12 protein-coding genes and 1 tRNA gene are annotated in these 13,493 nt (G+C 40.8%); 11 read left to right on the forward strand and 2 right to left on the reverse strand.

From position 1 onward, the window contains the following. Positions 1 to 16 precede the first annotated feature (16 nt). Positions 17 to 3,475, forward strand: coding sequence for an RICIN domain-containing protein (locus tag DDZ16_RS00130; protein WP_109262391.1), 3,459 nt, complete (start codon positions 17 to 19; stop codon positions 3,473 to 3,475). 57 nt (positions 3,476 to 3,532) lie between these two features. Here the strand turns inward: DDZ16_RS00130 and DDZ16_RS00135 are convergent, their stop codons facing one another. Then, positions 3,533 to 3,976, reverse strand: coding sequence for a MarR family winged helix-turn-helix transcriptional regulator (locus DDZ16_RS00135; RefSeq protein WP_109262392.1), 444 nt, complete (start codon positions 3,974 to 3,976; stop codon positions 3,533 to 3,535). Between the two features lie 191 nt (positions 3,977 to 4,167). After that, positions 4,168 to 4,662: a glutathione peroxidase gene (locus tag DDZ16_RS00140; RefSeq protein ID WP_109262393.1), complete on the reverse strand. Its 495-nt coding sequence runs from the start codon at positions 4,660 to 4,662 to the stop codon at positions 4,168 to 4,170. 486 nt (positions 4,663 to 5,148) lie between these two features. On the opposite strand from DDZ16_RS00140, the gene DDZ16_RS00145 reads away from it, so the two are divergent. The 10 genes from DDZ16_RS00145 to DDZ16_RS00195 all read left to right on the forward strand — a co-directional run bounded on the left by DDZ16_RS00145 (position 5,149) and on the right by DDZ16_RS00195 (position 13,488). Beyond that, positions 5,149 to 5,751 carry a 5-bromo-4-chloroindolyl phosphate hydrolysis family protein gene (locus DDZ16_RS00145; protein WP_109262394.1) on the forward strand — a complete coding sequence of 201 codons (603 nt, stop codon included), beginning with the start codon at positions 5,149 to 5,151 and terminating at the stop codon, positions 5,749 to 5,751. After that, entirely contained in the window at positions 5,752 to 6,843 is a 1,092-nt protein-coding gene (locus DDZ16_RS00150; RefSeq protein ID WP_109262395.1) for a toxic anion resistance protein, read from the forward strand. 28 nt (positions 6,844 to 6,871) lie between these two features. Then, positions 6,872 to 7,507, forward strand: coding sequence for an NfeD family protein (locus tag DDZ16_RS00155; RefSeq protein ID WP_109262396.1), 636 nt, complete (start codon positions 6,872 to 6,874; stop codon positions 7,505 to 7,507). Between the two features lie 50 nt (positions 7,508 to 7,557). Continuing rightward, positions 7,558 to 8,883 carry an SPFH domain-containing protein gene (locus DDZ16_RS00160; RefSeq protein WP_109262397.1) on the forward strand — a complete coding sequence of 442 codons (1,326 nt, stop codon included), beginning with the start codon at positions 7,558 to 7,560 and terminating at the stop codon, positions 8,881 to 8,883. Beyond that, the gene (locus DDZ16_RS00165) at positions 8,880 to 10,148 is read left to right on the forward strand and encodes an SPFH domain-containing protein (RefSeq protein WP_109262398.1); all 1,269 of its coding nucleotides are present in this window, start codon (positions 8,880 to 8,882) and stop codon (positions 10,146 to 10,148) included. The genes DDZ16_RS00160 and DDZ16_RS00165 overlap by 4 nt, the downstream gene beginning before the upstream one ends. 138 nt (positions 10,149 to 10,286) lie before the next feature. Then, complete coding sequence (locus tag DDZ16_RS00170; RefSeq protein WP_109262399.1) at positions 10,287 to 10,700, forward strand: DoxX family protein; 414 nt, start codon at positions 10,287 to 10,289, stop codon at positions 10,698 to 10,700. A gap of 304 nt (positions 10,701 to 11,004) precedes the next feature. Then, a tRNA-Val gene (locus tag DDZ16_RS00180) sits at positions 11,005 to 11,079 on the forward strand. Between the two features lie 235 nt (positions 11,080 to 11,314). Further along, positions 11,315 to 11,650: a hypothetical protein gene (locus DDZ16_RS00185; protein ID WP_109262401.1), complete on the forward strand. Its 336-nt coding sequence runs from the start codon at positions 11,315 to 11,317 to the stop codon at positions 11,648 to 11,650. Between the two features lie 16 nt (positions 11,651 to 11,666). Continuing rightward, the gene (locus DDZ16_RS00190; RefSeq protein ID WP_109262402.1) at positions 11,667 to 12,500 is read left to right on the forward strand and encodes a peptidylprolyl isomerase; all 834 of its coding nucleotides are present in this window, start codon (positions 11,667 to 11,669) and stop codon (positions 12,498 to 12,500) included. A 172-nt stretch (positions 12,501 to 12,672) separates the two neighbouring features. After that, positions 12,673 to 13,488: a peptidylprolyl isomerase gene (locus tag DDZ16_RS00195; RefSeq protein WP_109262403.1), complete on the forward strand. Its 816-nt coding sequence runs from the start codon at positions 12,673 to 12,675 to the stop codon at positions 13,486 to 13,488. Positions 13,489 to 13,493 lie beyond the last annotated feature (5 nt).

The following is a 13,493-nucleotide window of genomic DNA, read 5'->3' on the forward strand; positions in this document are numbered from 1 at the left end:
CTAAAGAGTTGTTAGTATGCGAATTATCACATTTTTACTATTGCTTATTTTTGCCAGCCCGGTATTTTCACAAACCACTGAGCAAATAAAATTGCCCGGATTTGGAGAAATTCCTGTAACCAAAACAGGAGATCTGTATTCAGTCAAATTACGTAATTATGGGACTTTTGACTTTAAAGGAAGTATAAATCCTTTGGAGTTGGAATCTACTGTTACCATAGGCCAAATGAGTAAACTGCCCGGGTATGAGATTTATAAAAATCTTGGACTTGAAGATATTACGCTAAACCTGTCCGGAGATGGTTTTATTTTCGAAGCCAACGCTGACACTCGTAAAAATTTAGCGACCTTATGTGATGCTTTTAACATTACCGCTCCCTTTATTAAAATAAAAGCTAAGATAGCCAGGGATGGTTTTGCTACTCAGGGGGCCTTATCTTTTGAAGATGATCCCATTGAAGTGATCATCATCCCAAGCCAGGGAACCAAATATTCATTAGTGGAACTTGAGCTGGGAGCTAAAATTGGGATTAGTATGCCGGGAGCTGAAGATGAAGGGGATGACTCTGCATCCGGCACCCGGGGGAACCAGGGAAAAGGTGGCGGCAAACTCTTTGATATCTCGCCTGAGATTGGGGTAAAGACCACCATGGGTATTCAGCCAACCAAATGGGATCCTGATTTAGAGACAGTCGTTGCTTTTTCTTACAATTTGGTGACACAGGAAATCACCGGCTCGGGATCGATGGTTGGTGAGTGGTCGAATCCATTTAATTTGTCCAAGTTTTTGGCGCCCGAGACCATCGTTCTGGCTGATGCTGCCATTGAGATGGGATACATCCCGGGATCACCTACACCTACCAATATTGGATTTCACTTTGGAAGAGCCCGCCTTTTCGGACTGGAATACACTGTGGCTATGTCTATGGCTCCTGCCGACAAGCAGATAGCTGTAAAAGCAGGACGGCCCAAAATGACCATGAACCAGTTCACCGATATGCTTCAAAGCTTTAAACTCAATGTGCCTGATATTTTTCCGGATGAAATTTATATTGAAGATGTGGAGATAACAATGGCCCCTGCCGGTGCCGAGATTGGTGAATTTGAGTTGGATGATGGTTTGAGGTTTAAGGGGGTTGCCAATTTCCGTAATACCTTTAAGGGAGATATTAACTTTATTGCCAGTGTAAGTCAGGGCTTCTTCCTGGATTACAATATCGATGCTGATTTTAAGCGAATGCTGATGAATGAACTCAGAAAGGTGAAACCTTTGGCTCCTGTTATGGATCGTGCGTTGAGTACACTTCAGGTTCGTAAGGTCAATCTTCATCTCGAAGCTAATCGCGAGGACCTGAAACTTGCCGGAAAAACACATGTGAAGTTTGAAGTTTTCGATAAGACCTTTGAATTTGATGTAGAGGGACAACTTGATCCACAAAAGATTGCTGAGAAGGCTATTGATAAAATTGTTGAGGAAGGAGAAGTGCTTCAAATGGCCAATAAGGTAAGAGATGTTGTGGGTGGAGCTTCTAAAAAAGCCTATGGAATTGCCAGTAATGCTTTTAATGATGCGCGGAAAGAACTTGGTACTGTAGCTCGACATACTCACGGAAAGGAGGCAGCAGAAAGTGCTGTAGGATTTTTAAAGACTGCGATCACAGAAAGAAAGCTCGACTGGGAAAATAAAAGCAAAACCAAATGTGATAAAGAATGTGTGCCCAGGCTTGCCCGGAATATGGCGGATCCAATGCTTAGAGGAACCAATAATTCCGTAAGCAGCTTTTACAATGAAGTAATGCCCAGTCTTCGCAGAGTTGTTGGTGATAATGAAAGTGAGACCAAAGAGATGCGAAAAAAGATTATTTGGAACGATTGGAAAAAGCTGGCACAAAAAATAGATAAGGATTGGGCGAGTATTATTAAAGATGATACTTACATCCGGTTTTACATTAAACCTTCCAGTGCTACAAACGGGGGGCATATTTATCGACGATTGGTGCGCAAAGAGCGGGATGAACATAAAAAGTTCCGCTTATCCATATGGGAAAAAATGCTGACTGAGGTGGATCGTTCTAACGAACTCTACAATGTTTATCGTATTTACTCGGTGGCCGACGAAGATAAGTCATGGGATATCCCCGGCCTCCATTTTAATGCCAGGACCAAAGGGGGAAAGCTTAACCTATATAAAGACGACAATGGAGCCGACCGCTTTATTAAAGTCATCGATAGTGATAACGACGGTGTGGTTATGTTCCAGCCTCAGCACTCAGATTGTGTTGTAGACGTTACCGGTGGATCAAGTGCAACTGGTAATCATATGCAGCTTTGGCATCAGAATAATACTGCATCACAGAGATTTAAGCTGATTGAGGTTCCCGGTAAAATCGACACCTATTTTATCGAAACAAAAGATGGTCTTTACCTGACATCCGGGCGAACGATTACTCAGGAAACGCCCACCAAGACCGAAAACCAAATGTGGTATTTTGAGAAAGCTTATACCAGTGAAATGGATCCCCCAAAAAGCGACAAATACCGAATCAGGAGTATGGCAGGTAAAAAGCTTTATATCGATGTGCCGGGAAGAGGTGAAGGAATTGATGGTAAAGATGCCTACTTACAGTTATGGAGTATGGATTCAGGCCCTGATCGTACCATTCAAATTAGTAATGAAAAAGATGGCAATCTGTTTACCCTTCAACCTTTGCACGGAAAATGGGTGTTCGATGTAGAAGGCTATTCTCACAGCAAAGGAGCCAGAATTCAATTGTATGACAAAAACAAGACTCCAAACCAGTTTTTTGAATTTGTTTACGCCGGAGCTCCTATGGTATATCAAATCAGATGCTTTCACAGTGGCAAATTCCTTGATGCATCTGCTGGAGGTATTAACCAAAACGGATGTAAAGTACAGCAATGGGCGGGTCACAACGGAGATAATCAAAAGTGGAAACTCGAATCTGTAGGTCCTCACTGGGCAGCGCCCCCTAAAGATCAGGCTTTCTTTATTCGACCGGCCTATTCCAAAAAATACTGGGATCTTGGCGGTGATGGTGCTGAAACCAACAAAAAAGGAAAACGGTTTAAACTGTGGACCTTAAATGGAGGTGGTGACCGTAAATTTAAATTCAAGCCCACCGGAGATCATTCCTGGTTGAATATTCAGGTTCAGAATGGCGGCAGACAAGTAGATTGCAAGGGAGGAAAAGTTAAAAGTAATGGAACCCCTCTTCATCTTTGGGATGCCCATGGTGGCGATTCTCAAAAGTTTGCCATAAAACCAACCGGTCCCAATACCTTTGTATTGCTGTCTAAAGGCTACAAAGCAGTGGACATTAAAAGCGGGGATATTCATGACAATGGTGCCGAAATACATCTTTGGAGTCAGCATTACGGTGCAAGCCAGCAATTTGTAATTGAGTATGCCGATGGGCCTAAAAGGGGACAGGTATATAAGTTTCCAGGATTTTAGGTAAGGATAAAAAAAATGAGAATAGGGCTGTTCCTGAGGGAGCAGTCCTTTTTGCTTTTACTGACTTTTCAAATGTTCTATGACTTTATCCAACTTCTCCTTCAAATCTATTAATTCTTCTACCGATAAAGTTTCGGAGATCAGGCCATCGGCTAATTGCTGAGGAATCTTCGCTGCTTCTTCCTCCAGATCACGTCCTTTTTCTGTTAGTTCAATAAAAACTTTACGCTCATCTTCCTGAGAGCGCTGGCGGTTTAGAAGCCCCATGGTCATCATTCGCTTCAGAAGCGGGGTAAGTGTGTTGGTATTTAACAAAAGCTTGCCTGATAGCTCACTTACCGTTATTTTGCCATGTTCCCACAAAACTATTAGAACGAGGTATTGAGGATAAGTTATCCCAAGTTTTTCCAGATAGGGCTGATACTTCTTGGTTATGAGCCTGGAGGCAGCATAAACCGGGAAGCACAGCTGGTTACTTAGTTTTAATTGTTCGTAAGCCATGACAAGCCTTTTGTACTGTTTATATTTTAATTCAAAGGAAGTTGTCCAAAAGAGTCCGAAACATCAACTAGCTTGTCATGTTGAGCATAGGCGAAACATCTGTATATTAAACGAACAGATTCTTCGGCAAGCTCAGAATGACATCAGATTTGGACTTTTTGGAACAGCTTCCTTCCATGCCGGGGACAAATTTAAACAGTTTCTTTATTCAAAATGCCTTTCAGATATTGCTCTATGGCTTCCGGTTTCGTAGTTGGAGCAAATCGCTTCACTGGTTTTCCTTCAGAGTCAATCAAAAACTTTGTGAAATTCCACTTTATCATGCTGCCAAATATTCCCCCTAATTCGTTTTTTAGGTATTTAAAGATTGGATGTGCATTTTCCCCGTTAACATCCACTTTGGCAAACATCGGGAAAGTAACCCCATAGTTGGTGTAACAGGTTTCTGAAATGGACTTTTCATCCCCGGGCTCCTGATTGGCAAATTGATTACAAGGGAAACCCAGTATGACAAGGCCTTTGTCCTTATACTTTTTGTAAAGAGCTTCCAGCCCTTTATACTGAGGTGTTAATCCACATTTGCTGGCTGTGTTTACAACCAGTATGGTCTTCCCCTTGTATGTATTCATATTTACTTTCTGTCCGAAAAGAGTTGCCGCTGAGAAATTATAAAAATTGCTTTCCATGCTTAAATATTTTTAGATTTAAATGACGTGAACGAAAAGATCGCGCACGACACGAATGTAGATGTTTTTTGATTCTCTGTCAATATTTTTTTTGGAATTATACTTGTTATTGCTTTAAAGTACCGATTATTAGTGTTGTATGATTTGTCATAAATCTTACCTGACTGCCGTCAGGCAGGTATCTAAAAATCTAACGATCCATTGTAATAGTTAATCAGCAATTTAAAAGCATGGATGGGCTGAAAAGAAATCTGTTTTTCAGGGGGGGGTATTGGGGTGCGGAGTTGTAGTGAAACTAATTTGAGTGTTAGTGTGAACGGAGCACCTTCCTGATGATTTGTTTAAACAGGTTGTATGGCCGGAGAGATGAAGAAGTTTATCTTTTTTAGTCAAAGCTTAACAAAAAGCTTAACTTTTTACTATATTTGAAAAGAATCGATAAAAGTTTAATATTTAAACCTGCGTTGGAACCCTAATCCAATTAAAATGAAAAGATTTTTTCAACACTTTTTTTGTGGACTTCTTTCTTTTGCTCTTTTCTTTATTCTGTTTTTCATAGCAGATCTATCTGTCATTTTATCAGGACTTTCAGGCGTTGTGTTATTTTTTATTTGCTCTTCCTTTCTTACTTCAGGGAACGAGAGTTCTGAACAGGAAATTAATAGCCCCTCCGACTCTAATGTTGAATCAGCCCTTTCGTATGGATTTCAAAAGTTAGAAGCGATTGAGAAAAAATCATTTGGGATAGAAAATGAAAGTGTAAGAACAAAAGTGGGTAGAATATATAATTTGGGGCAGAAGATTCTGGATGATATTAAAGAGAATCCGGATGATTTTTACGCTGCCCGGCAATTCTTTAATTATTATCTCGACGCTACCCATTCCATCCTTGAAAAATATGTTTCTCTTCAGGAGAACCGTCAATTTCTTGAAATTGCTGATGAATCATTCAGAAAAACCGAAGCTTTGCTCGATACGGTTGAAGTTGCTTACCAGAAACAGCTTGAGAAACTCTTTGAAGACGATGTAATGAATCTTGATACAGAATTAAAAGTACTTGCCAAAACCATAAAAACGGAGGGATTTTAAATGACAAATGAAAGTGTTACTCCCGGGAGTGAATTAAAAATTATTGATGTTGAAAAACTTGAGCCGGCTCAACTTGAGAAGGCCAGAGAAATTGCTTCTTCTATAGATGTCAGCGACTCACAATCGGTGATTCAATATGGCGTTGGTGCCCAAAGCAGGATCTCCGAATTTTCCGATAATATTTTGTCAAAGGTCCGCTCCAAAGACGCGGGCTATGTGGGCGAAACACTTACCGATCTGGGCATGAAAGTCAAGAGCCTGAAGATTGAAAAGCTGGGACAAAGTTCGTTTTTCTCCGGGATTCCTTTTGTGGGTGGGCTGGTTAGTTCTATCAAAAAATTTATGAGCCGTTACGAAAAAGTAAGCACTCAGATTGAGAAAATTGTTGGAGAACTTGAGAAATCCCGCATGGAACTAATAAAGGATATTACCATGCTGGATACTCTTTACGAAAAAAACCTTGAATATTTAACGGAGCTGGATCTTTTTATTGCTGCCGGTCAGATTAAGCTTGAGGAACTGCGTGAGGAGATATTACCCAAAATGCAAAAAGAGGTTGAACAATCTGATGATGCTTCTGAAGCTCAAAAGTTCAGAGATTTTGTGCAGATGGCAGATCGTTTCGAGAAAAAACTTCATGACCTGAAACTCAGCCGGACAATATCTATTCAAACTGCTCCACAACTTAGGCTGATACAGAATAATGACCAATTGCTGGTTGAAAAAATTCAAAGCAGCATTTTAAACACCATTCCTCTTTGGAAAAATCAGGTGGTAATTGCACTGAGCATTTTCAGGCAAAAGAATGCTCTGGAAATGCAAAAGAACGTTACCAAAACTACCAATGATCTGCTTTCCAAAAACTCGGAAATGCTAAAAGACAGTTCTGTAGAAACGGCCAGAGAAAGTGAAAAAGGCATTGTGGAAATTGATACCCTTAAGAAAGTGAATGATGATCTTATCTCCACCATCGAAGAAACCATTTCTATTCAGAAAGAGGGACGAATCAAACGGCAGCAGGCAGAAAGTGAGCTTTCAAAAATTGAAAATGAACTTAAGATGAAGCTTAAGTTGGTGGATCAAACCCGTTAATGTTTAACCCTGATTATTTTCTAACCTAATGGACAAGTTATTTTATTTGTATGTTGTAGCCGCAGTTTTTGGTGCCGGAGTCCTCCTCGTTGATTCTTTTTCAAGTGTTTTGTCTTCATCTCAGAGTGGAGATGACGATGGTGGTGATGATCTTGATGCTGATGGAGAGGTTGATGTGGATTCTGAAGGAGGAGATGATAGCGATCATTATGAGGCAGATGGTTCAGATCTTGTGGATTATCAAAAATATAAGGCCAAAGGCTTTCTTCAGTTTATTTCCTTTCTCCGGACTCTTGTTTATTTCTGTGCAGGTTTTGGCGTAACAGGTGTTTTTGCAATCCTCACTGGTGAATCTACTTTATCCAGTCTTCTTTGGAGTATTCCAGTGGGATTGGGAACTGTTTTAGTTTTCAAATTATTCAGACGCATTCAACAAAACAAACTGGATTCCAGCTTTGCAGATAAAGAGCTGGTTAATATGAAAGGGGAGGCTTTGTTGCCCATCGAGGGGCAACAAATGGGCAAGGTAAGAATTCAATTCGGGTCTCTCACACTGGAGCGTTATGCAAAACTGGCTTCAAACAATCAATCAATAAATAAAGGCGACCGCATAGTGATTAGCAATGTGGATAAAGAAGTGGTCTATGTCCGGAGCCTTAACTGACAACATTTTTATTAACCCAATATTTAATTTTTCGAAAGAAAGGAAAAGACATGGAAACACTTTTTCAGCAAGGCTCCGGAGGTATTCTTGAGGGAGTCGTAGCAGTAATCTGCTTTTTTTTGCTACTGGGCATTTTGAAAGCTTTAATCAAAGTCGCTCCGCCGGACAAGCTGCTGGTTATTACCGGTCGCAAAAGGAAAGAAAATGGTAAAACATTCGGATTTAGCGTGGAACGGGGTCGAAGTACGGTTATTCCCTATTTTCAAAGTGCGCAGAATTTGGACCTTAGGGTCTTACCTATCAATGTGCAGGTGGATGGTGTAAATTCAGCTAACGGAATTACCGTTGGGGCTGATGCCACAGCTTGTGTTTGCATTGATGATGAACAAAACTCTATGCTTTACTCTGCAGTGGAACGCCTGATGGGTAAGGATACAGAGGAACTGCAGGAGCAGGTCCGACAGACCCTGATTGGGAACTTCCGCGGAGCTCTGAACAAAGCGACGCCTCTTGAGGCCATTGGTATGCAGGAAGTGACCAATGATGATGATAAACATGGTGGAGTTGATGGGGAACGTGCCCAGTTTAGAAATGCACTTCTGGTCGATATCAATGGTGATATTGCCAGTTTTGGTATGAAAGTGGTGTCGGTTTCATTGCAAAAAATTTGGGACAGTTCTAATTACATCGGTAACCTGGCCCAAAAAACACTTGCTGAAAAGAGACAGGAAGTTGAAATTGAAGAAGCCCGCCTGAGAGCGCTTGCAGAACAAGCAGAATCTGATGCTCAGCGAAGAATCGAAATCGCCAGATCTAAAGCCAATGAGAAAATAATTGAGGCCAATGAAAAGCTGGAGATGTACAAGCGGGAAAGCGAGGCCAGTATTAATCAGGCTCAATCTGAAGCAGTAAACAATATAGAAGCTGCCCGAAACAAAGGATTGAAAGGTATTGAAGAGTTGAATACTGCCTTGAAAAAGCTTCAAAACGACACCGAAATACTTATCAAAGAAGAAGCTTCTAATGAAAAAGCTGAAATAATTAGTCAGGGTGAAAAAGAAGCTGTGAAAATTGTTGAGAGTACCCGTAACCGAATTCTTGACCAAAAAGTTAAGATTATTTCAGAAGCCAAAGAATTTGGAACTTCCGTACTATTCCTTCAGCAGCAATTGCCTACACTTTACGAATCTTTTAAAGAATACAGCGCCGACCTTTCGGTTGATTCTTATATTCTTATGGACAATGAAAAAGGCTTCAGTGGAGCTGTTAACCGCGGACCTGAGTCGTTTGTCAGGTTCCTGGGTGAATTCGAAAAAGCTACAGGAATTGCAGTAAAAGATTTTTTGACAACTAAAAAAGCGGAGGAAGAAAAATGATAGTATTTGTAAGTGTATTTTTCGGCTTAATTATCGTCACCCTGCTCATTCAGGTGATATCCAATATGCGAATTGTAGGGGGGAATGAACTGGGAATTATTTCCGGCGTTTCAGGAAAAAAAGGGTTTCAAATGATCAGCGGTGGCCGTATGTTTACCATTCCGCTGTTGCATAAGTTTGCCAAAATGGACCTGACCCCTCATACCATTGAAGTTGTGGTGGATTCGGCGATTGCTGACGGGGTTGTTCCGCTAAATGTAAAAGCTACTGTGAGCTTTGCAATTGCATCTAACCAGGCCGGTAGGAGTCTGGCTGCCACGCGTATTCTTCATATGGTAGATAATCCTGAGGAGTTAAAGCAGGTCGCCAGTAATATTATCGAGGGGCATCTGAGAGATTCTATTGCTACCATGACACCGGTTCAGGTGATGCAGGATAAAGATACTTTGGTTGCAAAAATGATCAATGTGTGTAAAAGTGATCTGGAAAACATAGGATTGGAAATAACCACCATGAATATTGCCGATGTTGACGATCACCGTCTCAAAGGGGTAGAAGAGCCTGATTTGTATATTGCTTTGCTTAAACGGGTACAAACCGTTAATGCTGAAACAAAAGCCAGACAGGCCAAAGCAGAATCTAAAGCTTCAGCTGTTGAGCAGGAAGAGGCGCGAAAAGCAGAGGTTAAAGTTCGGAATATTGAGAACCAGTACGAACAATTGGTGGCCGAAACCCGGGTGAGAGTGATGGAAGAAAAGCAGAAAGAGAAAGTCGGGGTTGAAAAAGTTGTTCAGGATATTAAAGCTCGTGTTGCTGCTTTGCAATCAGAAATTGAAGCTGAAAGCCAAAAAGTAGAAATGTTAAAGCAGAAATACCAGGCTGAAATTGTAACGCCTGCCTTTGCCGAAAAGGAAAGAATGATTCTTCAGGCTAAGCAGAAAATGGCTTCTGTTATTGGAAAAGCAGAAGGTGAGATTGAAGAACTAAAAGAAACCATTGACATTCTTCGCAAGAATCCGGAAATGGGAAATCAGATTTATCTGATCGAAAACTTCAGTACTTTAATTAAGCCTTTCGCTGAAACGCTTAATTTCTTCCCATCTAAAAATATTTCCGTTATTACGGGTGTTGACGGGAAACATGAACCTATTTCTGCAATACATCCCAATGCGGTGGATGAAATGAAGAATAATTTGATTGGCGGAGCAATGAGTGAAGTGCTCAATCACAGAAATAATTCAAAAAAGGATTCTCAAACAGATTGATGATCTTTTTTTGTATAGGAAAGGCCGTTCTGGAATTGACCAGAGCGGCTTTTGTTTTCAATTGGGAGATTATCCGGGATGGGGATGAACAAAATTTTATTTCCCCGGTTTAGATATCTCAAATATAAAGAACACAAAATGGGAATATTTAAGAAAAGCGAAAAAGATTTAGCAGCTCTGATATTACGAGTGGGATTTGGATTTTTTATGGCCTTTGGTCACGGCCTTGGCAAACTGCAAATGCTGTTGGCCGGGAATATCCAGTTTCCGGCATTGTTGGGCATTAGTCCAACCATCAATTTGATTTTGGCTATTCTGGCAGAATTTGTAGCCGGAATTATGGTTATGATCGGACTGCGTACCCGCCTGGCTTCAATTCCGTTGATGATTACCATGGCTGTTGCTGCATTTATGGTGCATGCCGGTGATCCGTTGTTTTCATCCGGAGGCGCTTCCAAAGAATTTGCATTGCTTTATCTGATTGGTTTTGCAGGTACTTTCTTTCTGGGGTCGGGCCGATTCTCGGTTGATGCCATTGCCGGAAAGCGATAGATAGAAAATTCCGCAATGATTTGTTAAAAATGATTATTATCCAGTGATTCAGGTAAAAGAGCCGGTTTCGGGTTAAGATAGTTGACATGTTTTTCATGTTTTATTTAAAAAATATCCACTTTTTGTTTGTGATTGTTAAAAGATGTCTATCTTTGCCGTCAGAAAGTTTCGCCTTTCCCTTGAATCAGAAAAAAATCCATCAAAAGGAAGGTTCGGTATATGTCGAACCTTTTTTTATGATCTTTTGTGAAGTAGATCGTTTACGGAATCTTAAATTTTTCTATTTTTGCAGTGTTTACAAAAAGGGTTGTTAGCTCAGTTGGTTTAGAGCATTACCTTGACAGGGTAGGGGTCACTGGTTCGAATCCAGTACAACCCACAAAAAGCCGGCAGGATTTTCCTGGCCGGCTTTTTTTAAACTATAACTTAAAACTCCGATTTACTATTCATTAGGCTATAACTATCCACTTAATTCTCTAAGTTTTATTATTTTTGAACTTTTGCATCAGCAAATTTGTATTTGCAGGGAAGATATTATTTAGAAAATAGCCCCTTAGGGGAGAAAGCTGGTTTAGACGTGCAAAGTCCCCGCAGGGGATCAAAGGGCTATAAATATGGAGTACAATGCAGAAAACTGGGACCTCATGGTCCTCGAAATAAGTAAAAGGTTCAAGGTAACGGCCGATTTTGATTTTATGCTTTTCTTAATCGGAATACAAGAGCTTGGGCAGGGGATGAAACCATACGAACGTCAGGAAAAGATGGATTTGATAAACTTGGGGAAATGCACCCTTCTGAGTGAGCAGGGTTACCTGGAAGCCGGCGGTCGTGATGAAGAGGGCTGGCCCCAATTTAAAGAAGTTAAATCATTGAAGTCCCTGACGCCGTCTTTTATGAATCATCTTTTAAAAAGAGCCGCCTACGATTATTTGAAAGTTCAATTACAATAAACATAAAAACGCAATCATGACACCATTTCAGTTTTTAAAAAAAACAGCAATTTTTATCATTATTGCCGGCTTAGGTATTGCTTTAACTTTTTGCAATGAACCGGAGAAGAAGGTTTTAGTTAAGACACCTTACGGAAATATGAAAATCAAACTTTATGACGATACACCTGAGCATAAAGCCAATTTCCTGAAACTTGCTGAAGAAGGCTATTATGACGATTTACTCTTCCACAGAGTGATTGAAGGATTTATGATTCAGGGAGGGGACCCTGATTCAAAAGGAGCTGAACCAGAAGCACGCCTGGGAGGCGGAGGACCGGGATACAAAATCCCGGCGGAAATAAATTATCCTGAACGTTTCCATAAAAAAGGTGCATTGGCAGCTGCTCGCCAGGGGGACAGGGCTAATCCTGATCGTGAGTCGTCCGGTTCACAATTCTATATTGTGCAGGGGCAAGAGTACACCGACGGACAATTGGATACCATAGCCGATAAAATGGGACAACGTCGTCTGCAGGCTCTGATGTTTGAAAAAATTACTCCTTATCAGGACTCTTTGATGGCTATGCGTCAGCGCGGCGATCGGGAAGGCTTTGAAGCACTTATTAAAGGGTTGGAAGATGAAGCCAAAGCTGAACTTGGTGATTCAGCTGACTTTGAGTTTCCTGAAGAAATTCGTGAGGCCTATACTACAATAGGCGGAACACCAATGCTTGATGATGAGTACACCGTCTTCGGTGAGGTTGAAGAAGGTCTTAATGTGATTGATTCAATCGCCGCTGTAGCTACTAACCAAATGGATCGTCCTGTTGAAGATATTGAAATGACGATGGAAGTCATTGAGGAATAGTTTTTGCATTCTTTACTGAGGCTGTCTTAAAAGACCGTATTTGATGGCATTCTGAGCTTGCCGAAGAATCTTTTTGTTTTATATACAGATGTTTCGCCTCCGCTCAACATGACAAGCCATTAATGTTTTTTACTTATGAGACAGCTTCAGTTTTGTTTTTAAAAGGTAAGATATGCGAGGATTTACTAAACTTCTGATAGCAGGATTGTTAATGCTTTCCTGTGATTTGGTATTTAGCCAGAATTATACCCATTATGTGTTGATAAAAACCAATATGGGCAATATGAAGGTGAAACTCTACAATGATACACCCAATCACCGGAACGAATTTCTGAAACTGGTCAACAATGATCATTTCGATGGAACCTTGTTCTACCGGGTGGTTAAAAACTTTGTGATTCAGGGTGGTTCCTCCGACTCCAGAAATGCCTCTCCACGACAACACATTGGTTATGGTAATTCGGCTAAAGTGATTGACGCCGAAACACACGAGCATCACTTTCATAAAAAAGGCGCCTTATGTGCTCCCCGCCAGCCTGAAGACATTAACCATTTTAAGATGTCCGATATTTCTCAGTTCTACATTGTTGACGGGCGAGTCTGGACGGATGAGGAGTTGGATGTTATAGAGAAGAACAACAATATTCCTATTAAGAATAAGCTGAAGAAGAAATACTATGTGCCCCGTAAAGAAGAACTGGCTAAGTTAAAAAAAGAAGATCCCCGCGGGTTTAATAAACTGCTGAGAGAGATCAAAGAAAAAATCAACTTCGAGTACTCTGTTTCTGATTACATCGAGTTTTCCGAAGCTCAACGTGAAGCTTATACCACCATTGGCGGGCTTCCCGACCTTGATGGAGATTATACGGTTTTTGGGGAAGTGGTTGAGGGCTTTGGTGTGATAGACAAGATTGCTGCCCTGAAAACCGACAAAAATGACCGTCCTTTCAAAGACATAGAGATTCATGTTGAAGAAGTAACCCAATAATTTTT

The organism is Marinilabilia rubra, assembly GCF_003121985.1.
In the GTDB taxonomy this organism is placed as follows: Bacteria; Bacteroidota; Bacteroidia; order Bacteroidales; family Marinilabiliaceae; genus Marinilabilia; species Marinilabilia rubra.

What these genes read in the sequence shown, in the direction of transcription:
- DDZ16_RS00130 (WP_109262391.1), top strand. Translation starts at nt 17, where the DNA reads ATGCGAATTATCACATTTTTACTATTGCTTATTTTTGCCAGCCCGGTA.
- DDZ16_RS00135 (WP_109262392.1), bottom strand. Translation starts at nt 3,976, where the DNA reads ATGGCTTACGAACAATTAAAACTAAGTAACCAGCTGTGCTTCCCGGTT.
- DDZ16_RS00140 (WP_109262393.1), bottom strand. Translation starts at nt 4,662, where the DNA reads ATGGAAAGCAATTTTTATAATTTCTCAGCGGCAACTCTTTTCGGACAG.
- DDZ16_RS00145 (WP_109262394.1), top strand. Translation starts at nt 5,149, where the DNA reads ATGAAAAGATTTTTTCAACACTTTTTTTGTGGACTTCTTTCTTTTGCT.
- DDZ16_RS00150 (WP_109262395.1), top strand. Translation starts at nt 5,752, where the DNA reads ATGACAAATGAAAGTGTTACTCCCGGGAGTGAATTAAAAATTATTGAT.
- DDZ16_RS00155 (WP_109262396.1), top strand. Translation starts at nt 6,872, where the DNA reads ATGGACAAGTTATTTTATTTGTATGTTGTAGCCGCAGTTTTTGGTGCC.
- DDZ16_RS00160 (WP_109262397.1), top strand. Translation starts at nt 7,558, where the DNA reads ATGGAAACACTTTTTCAGCAAGGCTCCGGAGGTATTCTTGAGGGAGTC.
- DDZ16_RS00165 (WP_109262398.1), top strand. Translation starts at nt 8,880, where the DNA reads ATGATAGTATTTGTAAGTGTATTTTTCGGCTTAATTATCGTCACCCTG.
- DDZ16_RS00170 (WP_109262399.1), top strand. Translation starts at nt 10,287, where the DNA reads ATGGGAATATTTAAGAAAAGCGAAAAAGATTTAGCAGCTCTGATATTA.
- DDZ16_RS00185 (WP_109262401.1), top strand. Translation starts at nt 11,315, where the DNA reads ATGGAGTACAATGCAGAAAACTGGGACCTCATGGTCCTCGAAATAAGT.
- DDZ16_RS00190 (WP_109262402.1), top strand. Translation starts at nt 11,667, where the DNA reads ATGACACCATTTCAGTTTTTAAAAAAAACAGCAATTTTTATCATTATT.
- DDZ16_RS00195 (WP_109262403.1), top strand. Translation starts at nt 12,673, where the DNA reads ATGCGAGGATTTACTAAACTTCTGATAGCAGGATTGTTAATGCTTTCC.